Source organism: Magnetospirillum sp. (assembly GCA_027532905.1).
Classification (GTDB): domain Bacteria; phylum Pseudomonadota; class Alphaproteobacteria; order CACIAM-22H2; family CACIAM-22H2; genus Tagaea.
The window spans coordinates 1,090,339-1,110,547 of record JAPZUA010000001.1 but is presented as its reverse complement, the minus strand read 5'-3'; the positions used below and the strand labels follow the sequence as shown (position 1 = coordinate 1,110,547).

At 65.9% G+C, this 20,209-nt stretch carries 19 protein-coding genes; 4 read left to right on the top strand and 15 right to left on the bottom strand.

From position 1 onward, the window contains the following. Nucleotides 1-156 precede the first annotated feature (156 nt). Together O9320_05400 and O9320_05395 are read left to right on the top strand one after the other, a co-directional pair. A complete protein-coding gene (locus tag O9320_05400; protein MCZ8310267.1) occupies nucleotides 157-1,371 on the top strand; it encodes a DUF2336 domain-containing protein in 1,215 nt (404 codons plus the stop codon). Nucleotides 1,372-1,385: 14 nt separating this feature from the next. Continuing rightward, nucleotides 1,386-2,618 carry an EAL domain-containing protein gene (locus O9320_05395; GenBank protein MCZ8310266.1) on the top strand — a complete coding sequence of 411 codons (1,233 nt, stop codon included), beginning with the start codon at nucleotides 1,386-1,388 and terminating at the stop codon, nucleotides 2,616-2,618. Here the strand turns inward: O9320_05395 and O9320_05390 are convergent. The 9 genes from O9320_05390 to O9320_05350 all read right to left on the bottom strand — a co-directional run bounded on the left by O9320_05390 (nucleotide 2,615) and on the right by O9320_05350 (nucleotide 12,885). Next, nucleotides 2,615-4,645: a PAS-domain containing protein gene (locus O9320_05390; GenBank protein ID MCZ8310265.1), complete on the bottom strand. Its 2,031-nt coding sequence runs from the start codon at nucleotides 4,643-4,645 to the stop codon at nucleotides 2,615-2,617. The two genes, O9320_05395 and O9320_05390, sit on opposite strands and share 4 nt — an antisense overlap. Before the next feature lie 105 nt (nucleotides 4,646-4,750). Beyond that, a complete protein-coding gene (gene ahcY / locus O9320_05385) occupies nucleotides 4,751-6,148 on the bottom strand; it encodes an adenosylhomocysteinase (GenBank protein ID MCZ8310264.1) in 1,398 nt (465 codons plus the stop codon). A 137-nt stretch (nucleotides 6,149-6,285) separates the two neighbouring features. Further along, the gene (gene ptsP / locus O9320_05380) at nucleotides 6,286-8,085 is read right to left on the bottom strand and encodes a phosphoenolpyruvate--protein phosphotransferase (protein MCZ8310263.1); all 1,800 of its coding nucleotides are present in this window, start codon (nucleotides 8,083-8,085) and stop codon (nucleotides 6,286-6,288) included. 4 nt (nucleotides 8,086-8,089) lie between these two features. After that, on the bottom strand, nucleotides 8,090-8,365 hold the full coding sequence (locus O9320_05375; protein ID MCZ8310262.1) for an HPr family phosphocarrier protein: 276 nt from the start codon (nucleotides 8,363-8,365) through the stop codon (nucleotides 8,090-8,092). Beyond that, nucleotides 8,362-8,787, bottom strand: coding sequence for a PTS sugar transporter subunit IIA (locus O9320_05370; GenBank protein ID MCZ8310261.1), 426 nt, complete (start codon nucleotides 8,785-8,787; stop codon nucleotides 8,362-8,364). Before O9320_05370 ends, O9320_05375 begins: the two co-directional genes overlap by 4 nt. A 77-nt stretch (nucleotides 8,788-8,864) precedes the next feature. After that, on the bottom strand, nucleotides 8,865-9,776 hold the full coding sequence (gene rapZ, locus O9320_05365; GenBank protein ID MCZ8310260.1) for an RNase adapter RapZ: 912 nt from the start codon (nucleotides 9,774-9,776) through the stop codon (nucleotides 8,865-8,867). 58 nt (nucleotides 9,777-9,834) lie between these two features. Further along, nucleotides 9,835-10,329, bottom strand: a complete 495-nt coding sequence (locus O9320_05360; GenBank protein ID MCZ8310259.1) for an HPr kinase/phosphatase C-terminal domain-containing protein — start codon at nucleotides 10,327-10,329, stop codon at nucleotides 9,835-9,837. A gap of 112 nt (nucleotides 10,330-10,441) precedes the next feature. Beyond that, entirely contained in the window at nucleotides 10,442-12,097 is a 1,656-nt protein-coding gene (locus O9320_05355) for a stimulus-sensing domain-containing protein (protein MCZ8310258.1), read from the bottom strand. 65 nt (nucleotides 12,098-12,162) lie between these two features. Beyond that, on the bottom strand, nucleotides 12,163-12,885 hold the full coding sequence (locus O9320_05350) for a response regulator transcription factor (GenBank protein ID MCZ8310257.1): 723 nt from the start codon (nucleotides 12,883-12,885) through the stop codon (nucleotides 12,163-12,165). A 170-nt stretch (nucleotides 12,886-13,055) separates the two neighbouring features. On the opposite strand from O9320_05350, the gene O9320_05345 reads away from it, so the two are divergent. Both O9320_05345 and O9320_05340 read left to right on the top strand, forming a co-directional pair. Next, nucleotides 13,056-13,829, top strand: coding sequence for a DUF2470 domain-containing protein (locus O9320_05345; GenBank protein ID MCZ8310256.1), 774 nt, complete (start codon nucleotides 13,056-13,058; stop codon nucleotides 13,827-13,829). A gap of 193 nt (nucleotides 13,830-14,022) precedes the next feature. Continuing rightward, nucleotides 14,023-14,229, top strand: a complete 207-nt coding sequence (locus O9320_05340) for a hypothetical protein (protein MCZ8310255.1) — start codon at nucleotides 14,023-14,025, stop codon at nucleotides 14,227-14,229. Here O9320_05340 and O9320_05335 read toward each other — a convergent pair. From O9320_05335 to O9320_05310, 6 genes are read right to left on the bottom strand one after another with little or no spacing between them, the layout of a single operon-like run. Next, on the bottom strand, nucleotides 14,226-15,476 hold the full coding sequence (locus O9320_05335; GenBank protein ID MCZ8310254.1) for an Hsp70 family protein: 1,251 nt from the start codon (nucleotides 15,474-15,476) through the stop codon (nucleotides 14,226-14,228). The genes O9320_05340 and O9320_05335 overlap by 4 nt on opposite strands. A gap of 8 nt (nucleotides 15,477-15,484) precedes the next feature. Next, nucleotides 15,485-16,648, bottom strand: a complete 1,164-nt coding sequence (locus tag O9320_05330) for a hypothetical protein (protein ID MCZ8310253.1) — start codon at nucleotides 16,646-16,648, stop codon at nucleotides 15,485-15,487. A gap of 23 nt (nucleotides 16,649-16,671) precedes the next feature. Beyond that, nucleotides 16,672-16,842, bottom strand: a complete 171-nt coding sequence (locus O9320_05325) for a hypothetical protein (GenBank protein ID MCZ8310252.1) — start codon at nucleotides 16,840-16,842, stop codon at nucleotides 16,672-16,674. A 3-nt stretch (nucleotides 16,843-16,845) separates the two neighbouring features. Continuing rightward, nucleotides 16,846-17,070 carry a hypothetical protein gene (locus O9320_05320; GenBank protein ID MCZ8310251.1) on the bottom strand — a complete coding sequence of 75 codons (225 nt, stop codon included), beginning with the start codon at nucleotides 17,068-17,070 and terminating at the stop codon, nucleotides 16,846-16,848. A gap of 31 nt (nucleotides 17,071-17,101) precedes the next feature. Further along, nucleotides 17,102-19,927, bottom strand: coding sequence for a DNA polymerase I (gene polA / locus O9320_05315; protein ID MCZ8310250.1), 2,826 nt, complete (start codon nucleotides 19,925-19,927; stop codon nucleotides 17,102-17,104). Then, the gene (locus O9320_05310; GenBank protein MCZ8310249.1) at nucleotides 19,927-20,124 is read right to left on the bottom strand and encodes a zinc-finger domain-containing protein; all 198 of its coding nucleotides are present in this window, start codon (nucleotides 20,122-20,124) and stop codon (nucleotides 19,927-19,929) included. The genes polA and O9320_05310 overlap by 1 nt, the downstream gene beginning before the upstream one ends. Nucleotides 20,125-20,209 lie beyond the last annotated feature (85 nt).

Genomic DNA, 20,209 nt, shown 5'->3' with positions numbered 1-20,209 from the left:
TTTTCTCCGTCAGATGCGAATGAGTTGCAGTGGCGTTGTTATAGCCTTCGCGCTTCAAATATGCAAGTAAGAATTATTCGCAAAACGATTCAAGGTCTGCGGCTCAGGTGCAATCGCTTGCCGCAGACTCGCTGCGTCGCATAACGTGGACCCGCGATGGCCGAAAGCATCCAAAGCAAAATCGAAGCGTTGCTGCAGGTCGCCCAGGCCGACCGGGGCCCGGCGCGTGGGCCCGCGCGTGCGCAGATCGGCAACCAGCTCGGCGAAATCCTAGCCGATGCGCCGAGTGCGTTCGATCCGAGCGCCTTCCAGATCGCCGCCGACATCGTGCGCCATCTCATTCGCGAGACCGAAGCCGAGATCCGGCAGCGCCTGGCCGAATCGCTCGCCGCCAATCCGGATGCGCCGCGCGATCTCGTTCTCGCACTCGCCAACGACGAGATCCAAATCGCGCGCCCCCTTTTGACCATGAGTGCGGCCCTCAACGACGCCGATCTCATCGAAATCATCCGCCAGCGCGGCAGTGCGCACAGCCTTGCGATCGCCGCGCGGGAGGAGATCGGTGCCGGCGTTTCGGCAGCACTCGTCGAAACCGGCGATGCCGATGTGATGGCCGAGTTGCTCGCCAATCGCTCGGCCGAAATCGCGGCCGCGACCTACGCCTATCTCGCCGATTTCGCGCGCGAGAACGAGCGCCTACAAAGCGGCCTTGTGACGCGCGAAGATCTGCCTTCCGAACTTGCGGCCAAGCTCTATGGCTGGGTTGCGGCCGATCTCAAACGCCAGATCCGCGAGCGCTACGCCTTCCAGCCCGACGCAGGCCTGTCGCCGAACTGGTCGTCCGAGGTCGAATGGGCGATCGACGAGGCGGTCGGAAATGCCGCCGCCGACCATGGCGAGGCGATGGCGTGGGGCTCGAGTGCGGACCGCCTTGCCGACACGATCAAGGCCGAGCGGCTCAACGATCCCGCGATCCTGGTGCGCACTTTGCGCCAGGGGCACGTGTCGCTGTTCGAAGCTTTGTTCGCGCGTTTTGCCGAACTGCCGATGCGCCTGTCGCGCCGCGTGCTCTACCAGGCCGACGGGCGCGCGTTGGCGGTTGCGGCCCGAGCACTTGGCATGGAGCGCGCGCAGTATCTGGTGCTGGCCCGCCTCGTGCGCCGCACCTCGACGAGCGAAGGGCGCGTGATGCCGGAGTCGGCGGACGCCAAGTTCGATCCGCCGGCCGAGGCGGTGGCGATGTTCGAGCGCCTCGGCCTGCCGGAATCGCTCGACATCATGAAGCGCTGGCGCAGTCGCCAAGCGCAGCCTGCCCCTGCGCGCGGCCTCCCCTGGGCGCGTCGGGTTGAACAAACCGGTCCTCTAGGATAGAATCCGCACGCATTATGGATCAGAAAACCACCGACACGACCGACGAAGAAAGCCTGTTGGCGGAACTCGCCCGCATCAAGCGGTCCGAGGACATCCAGTTTCGCTACGGCGCGGTCATCGCGATGAACAATTCGGCGTGGTTCGGGCGCCGGCGCGAGAATTTCCAGCAGATCATCCACGCCTTGCGCACGCTGCTCGGGCAATCCGACAGCGGCGTGTACGCGATGCACAATTTCAACATCGTGCTGCTGTTCCGGCGCGACCATCGCTACCATCTCGAAAACTTCGACAGCGATCTCAAAGCGCTTTTGCGCCAGCACGCGTCGGCGGCCGGCATCGAAGAAGGCCAGGCGCAGGACGCCTACGAGTTCTTCGCGCTCAAGGACGGCCTCGCCGATTTCGAGGCGATCGTCGGCAAGATCGCCGAGGACTATCGCGCCTTCGCCGAGCGCCGCGCGCGCCTGCTCAACAAGGCGGGCACGGCCCTCACCACCGCGCAGGGCCAGCCGCTGACGCCCGCCTCGCTCGCCAAGCTCGAAGACCTGCTGCGCAAGGCCGACATCACGGGCTTCCTCAAGAGCCAGATGTGCTGTGCTGTCGCCCCCGGCGAGATGATGCGCAATTTTTTTCGCGAGGTGTTCGTCGGCATCAACGATCTGCGCCAGATGGTGGCCCCGCGCAACGATCTGCGCATCGTGAAGCCCTTGTTCCAGCAGCTCACGCGCACGATGGACCAGCGCGTGCTGCGCGCCATGTTCGACGGATTCGTCACGCGCACGTCCGGCAACGTGTCGATCAATCTCAACATCCAGACCGTGATGAGTGCATCGTTCCGCGAGTTCGACACGCGCATCGCCAATTTCATCCCGAAGAGCCAGATCATCATCGAGATCCCGCGCTTCGACGTCTTCTGGGATTTCGCCGAGTATCTGACGGCGTGCGAATTCCTGCGCAATGCCGGGTACCGCGTGCTGCTCGACGGCGTCACGCTCGACGTGCTGCCGATGTTCTCGCGCGCCGAGATGGGGGCGGATTTCATCAAGATCCTTTTCCGTGCCGAGCGCGTCAACGAATGGCGCGATGCGGGCGTGGCCGAACGCATTGCGGCGGCCGAACCGGGGCGCCTCATCATGGCGCGCTGCGAGACGGCCGAAGCGCTCGAGCTCGGCCAGGCGGTCGGCATTCGCCTTTTCCAGGGCTTCCATATCGACAGCATGCTGCGCGACCCGAACCGGCGCGTAGCTTAAGGCGATTTCGCTTCGGCCGCTTCGTTCCAGCGCGCGAGCCGGCAGGTCACGACCGTGCCGACGCCGGGTTCGGACTGCAAATCGATGCTGCCGCCATGCAGCTCGACGATGCGTTTGACCAGCGACAGGCCGAGCCCCGCCCCCATGCGTCGCGTCTCGGCGTCGTTGCCGCGCTCGAATTCCTTGAACACGCGCGCAAGGTCCGCCTTGGCGATGCCGGTGCCGTTGTCGGCGACGGCGAGCAGCACGCTGTCGCCTTCGGCCCGGGCCGACAGCGCCACGCGCCCGCCGGGCGGGGTGAATTTGAGCGCGTTGGACACGAGATTGCACATCGCTTGTTTGAGGCGCCGGTCGTCGCCACGCAAAGGCACGTCGGTTGCGGCGTCCACGGCGACCGTGATTTCGCGCTCGCGCGCAAGATCGCTCATGATCTGGGCGGTGTCGGCGAGCAGGCTCGCCGGATCGACCGCATGCAGCTCGAGCGTCATGCGCCCGGCGTCGATCGAGGCGAGATCGAGAATGTCGTTGACGATCGCCAGCAGCCGCTCGGACGCCGTCAGGATGTCGGCGCAGTATTCGCTCTGGCGCGCATTGAGGGTGCCGAAATACTGTTTCGCCAGCAGCTCGGTGAAGCCGATGATCGTGTTGAGCGGCGTGCGCAGCTCGTAGGACACGGTCGAGATGAATTCGGATTTGAGCCGGTCGGCGGCTTCGAGCGCTTCGGCGCGCTCGCGCAGCGCTTGTTCCACGCGCAGCCGGTCCGTGACGTCGACGAAGGAAAGCTGCGTGGCCCCGTCGGGCAGCGGAACCACCGCATAGTCGAGCACGCGCGCGTCGTTGCGCGCGATACGCGCGCGCGTGCCGTCGCGCGCGGTGAGGCTCTCGACGATGCGCTCTTTGAGGGCGGGCCAGTCGGCCTGCGGTTCGTAGAACGGGCGCATGCGTTCGACCACGTCGCCGATATGCGGCTCGGCGACGAGGGCGGCGTCGGGAATGTCCCAGATGCGCGCGAAGGCCGGGTTGTGCAGCTTGAGCCGCCCGTCCGAGCCGAACACGGCGACGCCTTCGTAGAGATTGTCGAGCGTGGCGCGCTGCACGGCGATCAGCGTGTTGTAGGAGCGCTCGAGCACGAGCCGGTCGGTTACGTCTTCGAACGCGAACAGGAGGCCGCCCAGCGGATGCGGCATGCAGCGCTCGCGCAAGGTGGTGCCGTCGGGCAGATACATGAGCTCGTCGAAGGATTCGAACAGCGAGTCGAAGAGGCCCATGCGCTGGCGCTTGAACAGGCGGAAATCGGCGAATTCCGGCAGGCGCCGCCGCTCGCGCAGCGTCTCGAGGATCTCGCCGTATTCGGGCTCGCCCGCAAGCCACGCCTCGTCGGCGCGCCACAGGCGCGCATAGGCGCTGTTGAAGTATTTGAGGCGCCGGTCGGCGCCGAAAATGCCGATCGCGACCGGCATCGTCTCGAGCACCGCACCTTGGGCGGCGATGTGGCGCGCAAGTTCGATCGCCGCATCGTCGCGTTCGGTCTGGTCGACCGCAATGCCGATGGTGCCGCCGTCGGGCAGCGGCACTTCCGTGAAGTCGAACAGCCGCCGCACGCCCGCGACCACGATATGGTCGCTTTCGCTCTGCGGCGTGCGCGCGGCAAGGGCGAGGCGCGCAAGCCGCATGAGGCGGTTGGCAAGCGCCACCCCGCCGAGTCCGATGCGTCCGCCCAGGATTTCGTCGCGCGTGAGGTCGGCGGCGGCCGCGTAGGTGCGATTGCACCAGACAAGCTGCTGTTCGCCGTCGCGCCGCCACAGCGGCAAGGGGAGCGCGTCGAATGCGGATTCGAGGCGCCGCACTGCATCTTCGGCGGCTTCGCGCTCGCTGCGTTCGAGATTGGCGCGCACCGCGAATTCGCCGCGCGCCGCCTCGGCCGAAATCGCGCGCGCCTCGGCCGCCTTGAGCCGCCGCCACAATGCGAGACAGCCAAGCCCCACCGCCGCCCCGCCCGCCGCCAGTCCTGACAGAAACTCGATCACGGCGCATATCCTAGACGAAGCGGGCGCATTCAAGCGACTGAAACGAAAACGGCCGGACGCTGGTGCCAGCGTCCGGCCGTTTCCTTGCGTGTCGGCAGGTGCCGCTTAGTAGCGGTACGTGTCGGCCTTGAACGGACCCTGTTCGGTCACGTTGATGTACTTGGCCTGGGCCGGGGTGAGCTTCGAAAGCTTCACGCCGATCTTCTCGAGATGCAGGGCCGCGACCTTTTCGTCGAGCGTCTTGGGCAGCGTGTAGACCTTGCGCGCGTACTTGCCGTTGTCGCGGTTCACCCACAACTCGATCTGCGCCAGCGTTTGGTTCGCGAACGAGGACGACATCACGAAGCTCGGATGGCCCGTGGCGCACCCAAGATTCACCAACCGACCTTCGGCCAGCAGCAGGATGCGCTTGCCGCTCGCCAGTTCGATCTCGTCGACCTGCGGCTTGATGTTGTTCCACTTGTAGTTCTTGAGGGCCGCGACCTGGATCTCGCTGTCGAAATGCCCGATGTTGCACACGATCGCGCGGTCCTTCATGGCGCGCATATGCTCGATCGTAATGACGTCGACGTTGCCCGTGGCGGTCACGAAGAGGTCCGCGCGCGTGGCGGCGTCTTCCATCGTCACCACTTCGTAGCCTTCCATCGCCGCCTGCAGCGCGCAGATCGGATCGACTTCGGTCACGAGCACGCGGGCACCGGCCTGGCGCAGCGAGGCGGCCGAGCCCTTGCCGACGTCGCCGAAGCCGGCGACGACCGCGACTTTGCCGGCCATCATCACGTCGGTCGCGCGGCGGATTGCGTCGACCAGCGATTCGCGGCAGCCGTACAGATTGTCGAACTTCGACTTGGTGACCGAGTCGTTGACGTTGATGGCCGGGAACAGCAGCGAGCCGTCCTTTTCCATCAGATACAGGCGATGCACGCCGGTCGTGGTTTCTTCCGTGACGCCGCGGATTGCCTTGCCGACCTTGCTGTACCAGCCCGGCTGTTCGGCCACGCGCTTCTTGATAGCGGCGTAGAGCACTTCTTCTTCTTCGTTGGTCGGGTTCGCGACGACCGACAGGTCCATCTCGGCCTTCATGCCGAGATGGATCAGCAGCGTGGCGTCGCCGCCGTCGTCGAGGATCATGTTCGGCACGCCGCCGTCGGCCCATTCGAAGATTTTATGCGTGTAGTCCCAGTACTCGACCAGCGTTTCGCCCTTGTAGGCGAAGACCGGCGTGCCGGCGACTGCGATCGCGGCGGCGGCGTGGTCTTGCGTCGAGAAGATGTTGCAGGACGCCCAGCGCACGTCTGCGCCCAGTGCTTTCAGCGTTTCGATGAGCACGCCCGTCTGGATCGTCATGTGCAGCGAGCCTGCGACGCGCGCGCCCTTCAGCGGCTGCGACGGGCCGTATTCGCTGCGGATCGCCATGAGACCCGGCATTTCGGACTCGGCGATCGACAGTTCCTTGCGGCCCCACTCGGCCAGCGACACGTCTTTGACGATATAATCGGGCATCTGCAAACAAGCTCCAGGTTGGGACAGAAAGGGGGCAGTCCCCGCCTTTGCGGGGGCGCGAAGGGCCGCTTATAGCCGCCCTGCCGCAGCCGCTCAAAGGGTTTTCCCGAGCCTGCCCCAAGCGGCTGAAAACGCTTCTATTCTTTGGTCTTGAGAAGGCTGTCGTTGTAGGCGTCGACGAGGTCGGCAATGGTCTTCATGTCCCATTGCTCCATGACCATGCGCGCGCGTGCCGCTGCACTTTGGATGTCGAGCGTGCGCACGCGGTTTTTGACGCGCGGAATTTTGATGGGCGCCATCGACAATTCGCGGATGCCGAGCCCCGCGAGCAAGGCCGTGTAGCGCGGATCGCCCGCGATCTCGCCGCAGATCGACACCGGAATGCGGTTGCGCAACGCGGCCTCGGCCGTGAATTGGATCAAGCGCAGCACGGCCGGGTGCAAGGGGTTGTAGAGATGCGCCACCTGCTCGTCGCCGCGGTCGATGGCAAGCGCGTACATGGTGAGGTCGTTGGTGCCGAGTGCGAAGAAATCGCACACGCGTGCGAGCGCGTCCGCCGCAAGCGCCGCCGCCGGGATCTCGATCATCGCGCCCACGGGCGGCAGCGGATCGGCGATGGGGGTACCCTTGCGGATCAAGCGGCGCGCGTTGCGCAGCAGGGCTTCGCGCACCTGCTTCATTTCGTCGACCGTTGCGATCATCGGCACGAGGATGCGCACCGGCCCGTGCGCGCCAGCGCGCAGAATCGCAGAAATCTGCGCATCGAGCAGTTCCGGCCGCGCCAGCGACAGGCGGATTGCGCGTAAGCCCAAAGCCGGGTTCGGCCCTGGCGACAGATCGCCCAATGCCGAGGCGAGTTTTTCGCCGCCCACATCGAGCGTGCGGATCGTCACCGTGCGCCCGCCCATGCCTTTGACGATTTCGGAGAGGAACTTGTACTGCTCGTCTTCGCCCGGTACGTCCGAGCGGTTCATGAACATGAATTCGCTGCGCAGCAGGCCGATCGACGACGCACCGACGGCGAGTGCTTGCTCGACCTCGCGCGGCAGTTCGAGATTGGCGCCGAGCGACAATTCCACACCGTCTTTGCTGACGGCCGGAAGCTTCGCCAGCCGCGAAAACTGGCGCTCTTCCTTTTCGTAGTCGAGGCGGCGCTTTTCGTAGCGCTCGAGCGTGGCGGCCGTCGGGCGCACAATCACACGGCCCTCGGTGCCGTCCACGATCACGGTGTCGCCAGAGCGCACCGCCCCCACGAGATCGGCAATGCCGAGCACGGCCGGCAGGCCCAGTGCGCGCGCCATGATCGCGGTGTGGCCTTCGGCCCCGCCGGTCACGGTCGCAAAGCCGCCGACAATGTCGGGGTCCATCGTGGCCGTGTCGGCGGGCGTGATTTCTTCGGCGACGATGATGGCACCGGCCGGCAGATTCTTGAATGCGCCCCACGGCGTTTGCGTCAAATTGCGCACGAGGCGGGCGGCGACTTCGCGCACATCCTGCACGCGTTGGGCAAGATAGCTGTCGTTCATCGCCTCGAAGGCTTCGGCGATCGCCTCGGACTCGGCGCGCACGGCCGTTTCGGACATTGCGAGATTTTCGCCGATGCGTCGCTCCACGCCGCGCACGAGGCGCGATTGCGACAGCATCTGGATGTGCGCGTCGAGCAGGAAGCTCAGCTCTTCGGCCGCCGCCGCCGGCAGATTGCCGGTCTTCTGCTTGAGTTTGGCAAGCTGTTTCTTGCTGGTCTCGACGGCGGCGGCAAAGCGCGCTTTTTCGAGATCGATCTGGTCGGGTGCGATCGTGCAGTCGGCGAAGGCGGGCACTTCGCTGCCTTGCACGTGCGCCGGCCCGATCGCAATGCCGGGCGCCACGCCGAGGCCTTGATAGCTTGCCTGGCCCTTGCCGCGGGCGGTCGATTTGGGTGCGGGCGTGCGCGCCATCGCTTCAGTCTTCGTCGAACTTGGCGGCGATGAGGGCGGCGATCGCGTCGACGGCCGCTTGCGCGTCGTCGCCTTCGGCCGCGATCTCGACACTGCAGCCCGGGGCGGCCGCCAGCATCATCAGCCCCATGATCGACAGGCCCGACACGGTCGTGGCCCCTTTGGTCACGCGGATGTCGGCGCCAAACTGGCCTGCGAGTTTCACGAATTTGGCGGCCGCACGCGCATGCAGGCCGCGCTTGTTGCGGATCTCGCAGGTCGCCGCGGCCGTTTGGCTCATCGCGCGGCGGCGACCGGCTTGATGTCGCCTGCCAGCAACTGCGAGGCGACGTTGATGTATTTGCGGCCCGCTTCGCGCGCGGCCTGCACGGCGGCGACCAGCGGTTCGCTTGCGCGCACGCTCGCAAGCTTGATCAGCATCGGCAGATTGACGCCCGCGATCACTTCGATGCGCGCGCGGTCCATGATCGAAATGGCGAGGTTCGACGGCGTGCCGCCGAACATGTCGGTGAGCACGACCACGCCGGCGCCTGTGTCGCAGCGTGCGACCGCTTCGAGGATTTCGTTGCGGCGCATTTCCATGTCGTCGTCGGGGCCAATGCACACGGCCGCCACGTTGCGCTGCGGCCCCACCACATGCTCGAGGGCGGCCACGAACTCGGCGGCAAGTCGGCCGTGCGTGACGAGCACAAGCCCGATCAGCGTTTCGGATTTTTCGGGCATGTCTTTGGCGATCGGCTCGACGTTGTTTGGGCGTTGCGGGGGGCGGGGTGTCGTGCTCATGCAAAACTCCGGTCGAGGTCGCGATGGACGAGTGCCACACGCCGCCCGCCTTGGGCGAGGCGTGCCGACAAACGTTCGGCCACGAAGACCGAGCGGTGACGCCCGCCCGTGCAGCCGATCGCGACGGTGAGATAGGATTTGCCTTCCGCCTCGAAGCGCGGCAGCAGGGCCGCGATCATGTCGGAAAGGCCGTCGAAAAATGCCTGGAAGCCCGGATCGCGGGCCACGAACTGCGCCACGTCGGCATCTTTGCCGGTAAGCGGCTTCAGATCGGGCCGGTAATGCGGGTTGGCGAGGAACCGCACGTCGAACACAAGATCGGCCTCGCGCGGCAGGCCGTTGCGGTAGGCGAAACTCACGACCGACAGGGCAAGGCCCGCGGGCGCGTCGAGGGCGAAATCGTCCTGCACGAAGCGCTTGAGCTGGTGCGGGGCAAGGCCGGTCGTGTCGATCACGCGGTCGGCGCGCGCGCGCAACGGCTCGAGCAGGCGGCGTTCGGCCTTGATGCCGTCCAAGAGCGGCCGGTCGGCGGCGAGCGGATGGCGGCGGCGCGTTTCGGTGAAACGGCGCGCGAGCTGGTCGTCGTCGCAATCGAGATAGAGCAGGCGTACGTCGAGGGCGGGCTCGGCCACCAGCCGGTCGATGGCGGTGGTCAGCGCATCGACGCCAAAATCGCGCGTACGCGTATCCACGCCGATCGCGACCGGGCGCAGATCGGCGGCAGGCTCGGACAAAACGAGGCTTGCGAGCAAGGTGAGCGGCAGATTGTCGACCGCCTCGTAGCCCGCATCTTCAAGTGCGCGCATGGCCGAAGACCGGCCGGCCCCCGACAGACCGGTGACGAGCACCACGCGGCGCGCAGGCGCATGCGGGGCCGGAACGGGCGCTGCTTGCAGGGGAACGGTCATCGGGCGCGCGCGCCGGGCAAAATCGAAGATGTCATCTTGGATCTCGGCCTCGGGCGCTTCAATGCGCGAAAAGCGCTTGGTGGCGCGCGAGCTTCGCGGCCAGGAAAAGTTTTGCCACGGCCGACGCCGCAAACGGGTCGAGGGCGAGCAACGGGAATGCCTGCCCGAGCAGCGTGCGCGAACGCATTTCCGGTAGGCGCTCGATGTCGGCCTTGTCGGCCAAGTCGATCACCAGCCCGATACGGGCACGTTTTGCGGCAGGCTCACGCACGATACCGATTCCTCTAACCTCCAGATAACCGACCAAGGCCGCGGGCGCTTGTGCCCATACAATCTGTTGCGACCGTTTCGTCCTGCTCTGCTTTGGTCCGCTCTGCTTTGGTTCATCGTACCAGAGATCGACCCTGTCGTCGGCCACCAGCCGCGCACCGGCGGCGATGGCCCGCAACGCCAGGTCGGACTTGCCGCTTCCCGATGCGCCGCACAACAAAACGCCAACCCTGGCAATTTCGACACAGGTCGCATGGACCTGAAGTGTGGTTCGTTGCCTCACGCCGCCAGCAGCCTGCGACCGAACGACGCTGATGTCAATCGCGCCGCGTTGCGCTGCACAAAAGATGGGCAGTAAACCAGAAGCCCGAAAATCCCCAGATACCGCCCAAAAACTAGGCAGCCGGCAGCTGGATTGTGAAGCGTGCGCCGCGCACGGCACCCGTCTCATTTTGGCGGTTTTCGGCGGTTATGGTGCCGCCATGCGCCTCGACGATTTGACGCGAAATCGACAGGCCGAGGCCCGAGTGGGTGCCGAATTTTTCGCTCGCTGGGCGCTCGGAATAGAATCGTTCGAAAATCGCGTCGAATTTTTCTGCCGGAATACCCGGGCCGTCGTCGTCGATCGTGACGGCGATCTTGTTGCCGACCCGGGCGATGGCGATGCGCACCGAGGCGTCGGGCGGGCTGAAGGACTGGGCGTTGGCGACGACGTTGCGAAAGACCTGGCCGAGCCGGTCGCCAATCCCCATCACGGCAAAGGGCCCGGCATTGGCCGCCGTGAAGATCGGTTTGGCCTGACCGGGTTTGGCGACGGCGGCGAGCGCTTCGGCCAAACCTTCGAGCAACTGCGCAAGATCGACCGGCTCGGCTTGCGTGCGGCTGAGCTCCGCATCGAGGCGCGAGGCACCGGCAATGTCGGTGATGAGCCGGTCGAGGCGCGCCACGTCTTCGAGCACGATCGCCATAAGCTTTTGCTGCACGCCGGGATCGGAGACGCGCGCCACGGTTTCGACCGCACTCTTGAGAGAGGTCAGCGGATTTTTGAGTTCGTGCGCGACGTCGGCGGCGAAGCGGTCGATCGCGTCGAGGCGGCGGGCAAGCGCTTCGGTCATGTCGCGCAAGGCGGCCGACAGATCGCCGATCTCGTCGCCGCGCGCGGTGAGGTCCGGGATCGCGCGCGACAAAGCGGCACCGGCCCCGAGTGTACCGCCCACGCCCGAACGTGTGCGGGCACTCGTGACGCGGTCGGCCGCACGCGCAAGGCGCCGCACGGGGCGCGCGATGGTCCCCGCCAGATACAGCGACAGCAGCACCGTCAGCAACAGCGTGACGCTTGCCAGGCGCAGAATGTCGCGCCGCACCGTGCGCAGCGCGGTTTCGATATTGCGCCCGTCGGTCGAGAGCATCAGAGCGCCGAGCACTTGCTTGAAGCGCTGCACAGGTTCGGCGGCCGTCAGCACGATCCCGCCGCCGGCAGCCCGGCGCACTGCGCGCGCACCCTCGCCCAGAAAGGCGAGGCGCGCTTCCTCGTAGTCGGCCGCATTCGCCTCGCGCAATTCGCGATAGGGCGGCAGCGCCAAATCCTGCGTCATCGCCCCGCCGAGCAGATCGACCAGCATGTCGCTGGCGCGCGGCCGTTCGGCCGGTGCGTCGGGCGGGGGCAGCGGGGCGACTTCGACCGCAAGGAACCCTTGGCCCAACATGCGGCTGTCGGCAAGCAAAGCACCCGTATCGTCGAACAGGCGCGCGCGTACGCGCGTGGGCTCGACCAAGCGGCGCAAAATCTGGCGTGCCAGTTCGGGTGCGAGGCGGTCGTCGCGCTCGTCATCGTCGGGGTCGGCGACCGACACGGCCGCTTCGCCGAGGGCGGCCGCGATGATCTGGCTTTGCGTGGTCAGGGCCTGCAATTCGGACTCGATGAGCCCGCGGCGGAAATCGTCGAGATAAAGCACGCCCACCGTCAGCAGCAGCAGCGGCAGCATGTTCACGAACAGAATGCGGCGCGTGAGCGGCGAGAAGCGCCGCCGCGACAGGGATTTCAGTTCCATGGCCGGTCCATGGCCCGCACTTTAGAGCACCGTGCGGCCCAGGCTATTCTTCTTTGAAACGCGCCCTATTTTTCTTTGAAGCGATAGCCGAGGCCGTAAAGGGTTTCGATTTGGCTGAATTCCGGATCGACCGCTTTGAACTTCTTGCGCAGGCGCTTCACGTGGCTGTCGATCGTGCGGTCGTCGACATAGATCGACTCGCCGTAGGCAAGGTCCATCAGCTGGTCGCGGCTTTTGACGAGGCCGGGGCGCTGGGCGAGTGCCTTCAGCAGCATGAATTCGGTCACGGTCAGCACCACGGGAAGGCCCTTCCAGGTGCACAGATGGCGCTCCGGATCGACCGACAGATCGCCGCGCACCAAGGCGGGCTCGGTGCCGACCGCCGGGCTCTGGCCTGCGGCGGCAGCCCGGTTTGCTTCCTGGCGGCGCAGCAGGGCGCGGATGCGCTCGATCAGCAGGCGCTGGGAAAAGGGCTTGGTGATGTAGTCGTCCGCACCCAAGCGCAGACCCATCACCTCGTCCACCTCGTCGTCTTTGGAGGTGAGGAAGATGACCGGCATCGCCGAGCTTGCGCGCAGACGCTCGAGCACCTGCATGCCGTCCATGCGCGGCATCTTGATGTCGAGGATCGCCAAGTCGGCGGGCTCCGCGGCTAGTGCACGCAAAGCCTCCGCTCCGTCGGTGAAGCTGCGCACCTTGAAGCCTTCGGCTTCGAGGGCGAGCGACACCGAGGCGAGGATGTTGCGGTCGTCGTCGACCAGGACAATCGAGCGTTGGGAAGTCGGCATGGGCATCGTTCGCGAATGAGGGACGGAAACGCTGAGGGCCATGGCAGGATCGGCTCCGAGCAAGAGGGGGGACGGAACGATCTTGAGAATGGCAGGCGATTGCGGCTCAATTGGGGCACGCCTCGTGCGATCCTATGCCAAACAGCACCGCGCTGCCTGCAGGAAAAAACATGACCGCAATGCCGCCGCCAACCGATCCGCTCGCCCTTGCCCGCCATGTGGCACGAGGCTGCCACAAGGCGACCGTCGCCGTGACCGCGCGGCCGGATACGCCCGAGACGGGGGCTGCCTGTGCAAGCCTCGTCGAAGTCGCGTTCGGCCACGACGGCGCACCCTTGCTGCTGATCTCCACATTGGCCGAGCACACCAAGAACCTGCTCGTGGATGCGCGCTGCTCGCTGCTGTTCGACGGGACGGCCGGCCACGGCGAAACGCTGACCGGCCCGCGCGTGAGCGTGCAGGGCCATGCGGCCCGCCTCGATCCGGGCAAGGCTGAAGACGCCGCACTCGTCGCGCGCTATCTCGCGCGCTTTCCGCAGGCGGAAATGTATGCGGGCTTCGCCGATTTTTCGTTCTGGCGCGTGGCGCCACGGCGCGCGCATCTCGTCGCCGGGTTCGGGCGCATCGTGTGGTTCGAAAATTTCGCGCGCGACGTGGCCGGTTGCGAAGCTTTGGCAGCCGGCGAAGCGGAAATCGTTGCGCACATGAATGAGGACCACGGCGATGCGGTCGAACTCTACGCGACCGTGTTGGCCGGGCGTGCGGCCGGCGGCTGGCGCATGACCGGCGTCGATCCCGAAGGGTTCGATCTGCGGCAGGCGGCAACCGGCGAGACCGTGCGGCTTGCCTTCGACAAGGTCGTCGGCGATCCGGAAGCAGCGCGCGTCGAGCTTGTACGGCTCGTCAAACGCGCACGCGCGACGCAGGCCGATACCGTCCGTTAGCGGCGCGAAGCCATTGTATTTACCTTGATACCGCCATGTTGCGATTCTGCGATTCTTTTTTGTCGATATCTCTTGTAGGGCGCTTGCGCACACCCACTTGAAGGCGCAAGGGTTCGCAGGCGAGGCGCGACATTGTCTCGGCGACAGACCCAAAAAACCAATTCGCCGCAAGCGAATTTGCCAGGGAGCGCCCATGCTGAGCCTTCACGCAACGCTTCACGACGACCGGCCGCCGGTGCGGCTTGCGACCATAATCGAGATCTGCAGTGCGGCCCGCCGCGATCTGCCCCCCGGTACGAGTTATGCAGAGACGACGCGCGCGATGATCCATGCGGTGCGCGCAAGCTTCGCGCAATTGACCGAAGACGACGCGCTCTACCTAATCCGCATGGTGCGCTAGGTCCGAAGACCGGCCATCTGCGTCAGGCCCAAGGCCACCGACAGCAGGTCCGAACTGCCGGCGAGTTTTGCCGCAGGGGCGGCGCGCGCGATTGCAGCACGCACGGCGGGCACGCGGCTCGAGCCGCCGGTCAAAAGGACCGTGTCGATCGCGGCGGGTTTGAGACCCGCCGCCGCAATGCAGGCGCTGGCCGTTTCCTGCAGCCGGTCGATTTGGCCGGCAATGGCGCCCTCGAAATCCGCGCGCGACGCTTCGAGCGTCAAATCTTTCTCGAGAAACTCAAGCGGCAAGGCGGCACGCGCGGCCGCACTCAATTCCATCTTGGTGGTTTCGACAGCAGCGGCGAGGCGATGGCCGAGCCGATGGAGCACGACGTTCAAGAGCCGCTCGACCTTCGCAGGCTCGGCCGCGATCGCGACGAGTTCGGCGATCTCGCGCTCGTTCTTGCGCGTGTAGGCGAAATTGATCGTCGCCCACGCGGCGAGCTCGAAATAGAGCGCGTTGGGCATCGACAGATTCTTTTCGACAAGGCGCGTGCCGTGGCCGAGCAGCGGCATCAGGCGCGCAAGGCTGAGGCTCGTGTCGAAGTCGGTGCCGCCGATATGCACGCCCCCGGTCGCCAGCACGTCTTGCGCGCGCTCGGCGCGCAAGCGCCGCTGAGGCCCCACGCGCACCACCGAAAAGTCGCTCGTCCCGCCGCCGATGTCGGCGATCAGCGCGATCGCTTCGCGCGTCACCGTCCGTTCGTAATGGTAGGCGGCCGCGATCGGCTCGAACGCGAAGGCGACGTTGCGGAAGCCCGCCTTTTTCGCGATGGCTTCGAGGGCGGCTTGTGCTGCCGCATCGGCCGCGTCGTCGCCGTCGACGAAGCGCACGGGCCGGCCCATCACGACGTCGGCGATTTGCGCGCCGGCGAATTCTTCGGCTTTGCGTTTGAGATGGCGCACGAAGATCTCGACGACGCGCGTGAGCGGCATTTTGCGCCCGGCAAGGCGCGTCTCCTCCTCGATCAGCGAGGATCCCAACAGCGATTTGAGCGCGCGCATCAGCCGCCCTTCGGCTTGGCCCACATAGGCCGCGATCGCGGCATCGCCGAACTGCACGGGCAGGCTCGCGTCGTCGTCGAAGAACACGGCGCTGGGGAGCAGCGTGCGGCCGTCTTCGACGGGTGCAAGCTCGACATGGCCGCCGCGCGTTATGCCGATCGCCGAATTCGACGTGCCGAAATCCAGACCGCAACCGATCATCGCCAAGCTCAGTCTTTCAGCACGAATTCGCGCGCCGAATCTTCCGAATAGTAGGCGCGCGTCGGGGCTGCGTTGGCGAGATCCTTGTGCTGCAGCCCGAAAAACAGCGGCGGATTGGCGGGGCGGAAGATGTTGAGCTTGACGTTGAAGGCCTCGATGTCGCCGCCGTCGGCGAGCTTGTAGCGGAACGCTTTGATGTCGAACGTGCCGGGGCCGATCTCGTCGCCGGTGAGATAGAGTTTGAGGCCGGCGATCTTCTCGGGACCCAGCAGCACGTTGTCGAAATCGCCGAGGCGGCGCTGGGCCAAACCCATGAAGCGGGGCGCGTCGAGATTTTTGTAGGGCACACCGGGGCGCGGCGCGCCGTCCACCATCGGGCGGTTGAAAGAACCGGTCAGAATCTGGCCGGGCAGCGCGCAATTGACGAGCGTCGAAACGGTCGAGCGCACTTCGCCGAGCACGTCGTTGTGGATCATCGGACTGCCGCCGCCGCGGGGCAGCGAAAACTCCCAGCCGGGCCCTACGGCGAAGGCGGCCTTGACGATCGGGGCCGTGCGCGGATCGCGCGCACGCGCGAGGCCGTTTTCGGCAAGCGCCAGTGCCAGCAGGCAGAAAAGATCCGCGTCGGCCTTCCAGCCTTGGCGGCGGTTCCACAGCCGGTAGCCGGCGACCGTGGGGCTGCGCCCGAGATCGATGTCGCTGTTGGCCGCAAGCAGGCGTTCGGCCGCAAGATTGAGCGAATAGGAGAGTGTCGCGAGTTGTGCGACCTGCTCGACGGTTTTGAGCGTCGGAAAATTGTCGATCTCGATGCGCGCCGTTGCGTGGAAGGGCGAGCGGCGGATCGCATAGCGCTGCACGCTCTGCGCCAACGCTGCGCGCATCGCAGGGGCCGCCCACCAAGCACCCGCCGGAATCGCTTCGATGCGCAGATCCGCGCGCTTGGCCACGGCCACGAGGGCGCGCCCGTCGAGTGAGTCGCCGCGCAGCAGGCCGATTTCGGTTTCCGCGAGATCCGGCAGCATGCCGATGGGAGCGAGCGCCACGATGAGGTCGGTCGCCTCGATCGACCAGCCGGCCACGAACCACGAACCCATGTGCCACAATTCGGCGAGGCGCTTGTCGATGGCGCGCAGCGCCTGTCGCGCATCGCCGGGGGACGTTTCGTCGGGCATTGGCGTTTGGGTTTTGTGCGGAATCAGGCTTGAACGTCGAGCGTGTTGCCGCGCGCCGAATTCGTCGGCGGCGGGGGCGGCGGATTCTGCCGCTGCTCGACGCGCTCGGCGCGGGCCGGGCTGCCGGTGTTGGGCGGCGTCACGCGCGGCGCAAACGGCGAGATCACATTGGGGAGGGGGTAGAGCTCGGCCATGGCTTAGGCGAAAAACGAGGTGCCGCCGCGGCCCCAGCTCGCCGATGCGGGCGGCAGCGGGGCGGGCGAAGAGGCCGTCGGATTCTGTTTGAAGCTTTCGGCTTTGCCCAAAATGTCCGACACCGTCGCGGGCGCGGCCGGCGACAGAAATTTCTTGTAGATCTCGGCCACGGGCGGCGAGACCAAAGCGGGCATCAGCACGTAGGACATACCCAGAGAATAGCGCATTCGACAAGTTGCCGCAAAGCCTGCGCAGGGTTCAGTGGGCGGCCGACCAATTGGGGCCCTGGCCCCAATCCACTTGCAGCTTCACCGACAGCGTCAGGCGCGGCTCGGCGGCCTTTTCCATCAAGGGCTTGACGATTTCAACCGTGCGCTCGAGGTCGCCGGGGGCCACTTCGAACAGCAATTCGTCATGGACCTGCAACAAAAGCTTGGCGGCGAGCTTGTGCTGCGCAAGCGCGTCCGGGACCCTGATCATCGCGCGCTTGATGATGTCGGCCGCGCCGCCTTGGATCGGCGCATTGATGGCCGCACGCTCGGCAAAGGCGCGCATGGCCGGGTTCTTGGAGCCGATCTCGGGCAGCCAGATGCGGCGTCCGAACAAGGTCGCCACGTAGCCGTGCTGATGCGCTTCTTTTTTGGTGCGGTCCATATAGGCGCGAATGCCGGGATAGCGTTTGAAATAGGCCTCGATATAGGCGCGCGCTTCGCCCTGCGGCAATCCCAGTTGGCGCGCGAGGCCAAAGGCGGAGATACCGTAGATGATGCCGAAATTGATCGCCTTGGCGCGTCGCCGCGTTTCCTTGTCCATCTTGTCGAGCGGGACGCCGAACATTTCGGACGCGGTCGTAGCGTGGATGTCCTGGCCTTTGGCGAACGCCTCCTTGAGCGAGGCGATGTCGGCGACGTGGGCCAGCAGGCGCAGTTCGATCTGCGAATAGTCGAAGGACAGCAGCACCGTGCCGGGGGCGGGCACGAAGGCTTCGCGAATCTTGCGGCCCTCTTCGTTGCGCACCGGAATGTTCTGCAGATTGGGATCGGACGAGGACAGCCGCCCGGTCGAGGTCGAGGCCAGCGCAAAGCTCGTATGCACGCGCTCGGTTTTGGCGTCGATCGCGTGGCCGAGCGCGTCGGTATAGGTCGATTTGAGCTTGGCGAGCTGGCGCCAATCGAGAACCGCCTGCGGCAGTTCGTGGCCGAGTGCGGCAAGATCGTCGAGCACATCGGCGCCGGTTGCGTAAGCACCGGTCTTGGTCTTGGCGGGCTGTTTGCCGTCGGGCAGGCTCAAGCCCAATTCGTCGAACATCACCTTGCCGAGCTGGGCCGGGCTGCCGACATTGAACGGGTGGCCTGCGAGCGCATGGATCTTTTTTTCGAGCTCGGCCAAGCGCAATGCGAACTCGTTGGAGAGGCGCTGCAAGGCCGCACGGTCGACCCCGATCCCGGCTTCTTCCATCGCCACGACGGGGGCGATCAAGGGCCGCTCGATCGTTTCGTAGACGGTCAGCAATCCTTGCTCGGCCAAGCGTGGTTTCAAGGCACGATGCAGGCGTAGCGTGATGTCGGCGTCTTCGGCGGCATAGGCGAGCGCCTTGTCGAGCGGCACCTCGGCAAACGAGATGCGCGCTTTGCCCGTGCCCGTGACTTCGTCGTAGCTGATCGTCTTGTAGCCGAGATGCAAGGCCGCCAACTCGTCCATGCCGTGGCCGTGGCGCCCGCCTTCGAGCACGTAGGAGATCAGCATCGTATCGTCGATGCTGGCGACTCGCGTGAGGCCGCAGCCGGCAAACACATGCAGATCGTATTTGAAATTATGGCCGATCTTCAGCGTGGCTGGATCGGCGAGCAGCGCCCCCAGAATGCGCACGGCATCTTCGAGCGCGATCTGGTCCTCGACGCGTTGAATGCTGCCGGCAAAGTCGAGCCCACCCACGGCGGCTTGCGTGCCGGGGGCCACGTGGCCCACCGGGATGTAGCAGGCCTCGCCGGGTTCGATCGCAAGCGACACGCCGACGAGCTTGGCGTTGCGCGCATCGAGCGACGTCGTCTCGGTGTCGATCGCGCAGATACCGGCGGCGCGCGCGCGCGCAACCCACGCTTCGAGCGTGGCCGCATCGCGCACGAGCGTGTAGCGCTGTTCGATGTCGGATGCCGGGGCGGTCGGTGTCGGTACCGGGGCGGAGACGGCGGCGGGTGCGGCGGCCGAAGATGTGCCGCGCGGCGCACTCGCCAGCGCATCGAGGCGGCCGAGCAGGCTGCGGAAACCCTGCGCGCTCAAGAATGTGCGAAGCTTTTCGGGATCGGGCGTTTTGAGCGTGAGCTCGGCAAGCGGGACGGGTACCGGTGCATCGTCGCGCAGCAGCACCAAGCGGCGCGACACGCGCGCAAGCTCGGCATTGGCAAGCAGGCTTTCGCGCCTTTTGGGCTGCTTGATTTCGCCCGCGCGTGCGAGCAGCGTTTCGAGATCGCCGTAAAGATTGATGAGTTCGGCCGCCGTTTTGACGCCGATCCCCGGCACGCCCGGCACATTGTCGGTCGAATCGCCGGCAAGGGCCTGCACGTCCACCACGCGGTCCGGCTTCACGCCGAATTTGTCGAAGACTTCGGCCTCTCCGATCGTCTTCTGCTTGATGGGATCGAGCATGGCCACACCGGGCCGCACGAGCTGCATGAGGTCCTTGTCGGAACTCACAATCACGACCTCTTCGCCCGCCTCGCGCGCCAGCCGCGCATAGGTCGCGATGAGGTCGTCGGCCTCGAAGCCCGCAAGCTCGATCGCCGGCAGATCGAACGCGCGCGTTGCTTCGCGCACGATCGCGAATTGCGGCTTGAGATCTTCGGGCGGATCGGGGCGGTGGGCCTTGTATTCGGGATAGAATTCGTTGCGGAAGCTCACGCGCGCGGTGTCGAAAACGATCGCGATGCGGTCGCCCGCATGGGTTTCGATGAGGCGGGCCACCATGTTGCAGAAACCCATCACCGCACCCACGGGCGTGCCGTCGCCGCGCGTGAGCGGCGGCAGTGCGTGGTAGGCGCGGAAGATGAAGCCCGATCCGTCGACCAGGCAGAGCCGTGCGGCCATCAGTGGCCGCCGCGCGGACTGCCCGGCTTCAGCACGTATTTGCGGTCGCAATAGCCGCATTCGACATAGTCGTTGGCGCCCATCGTGAGATAGACGCGCGGATGGCCGAGTGCGCCGCCGCCGCCGTCGCACGGCACAATGGTGCTTTCGACCTCGATGGTTTCGGGGGCGTCGATGGGGTTGGCGGGTGCCGTCATGGTATTCCTCTTCGCCGTCTCGGGGGGCGGATGGCGCGGATGATACCGATTGGCGCCGCCGATGCAACGATTCCGCCCAAGGGGC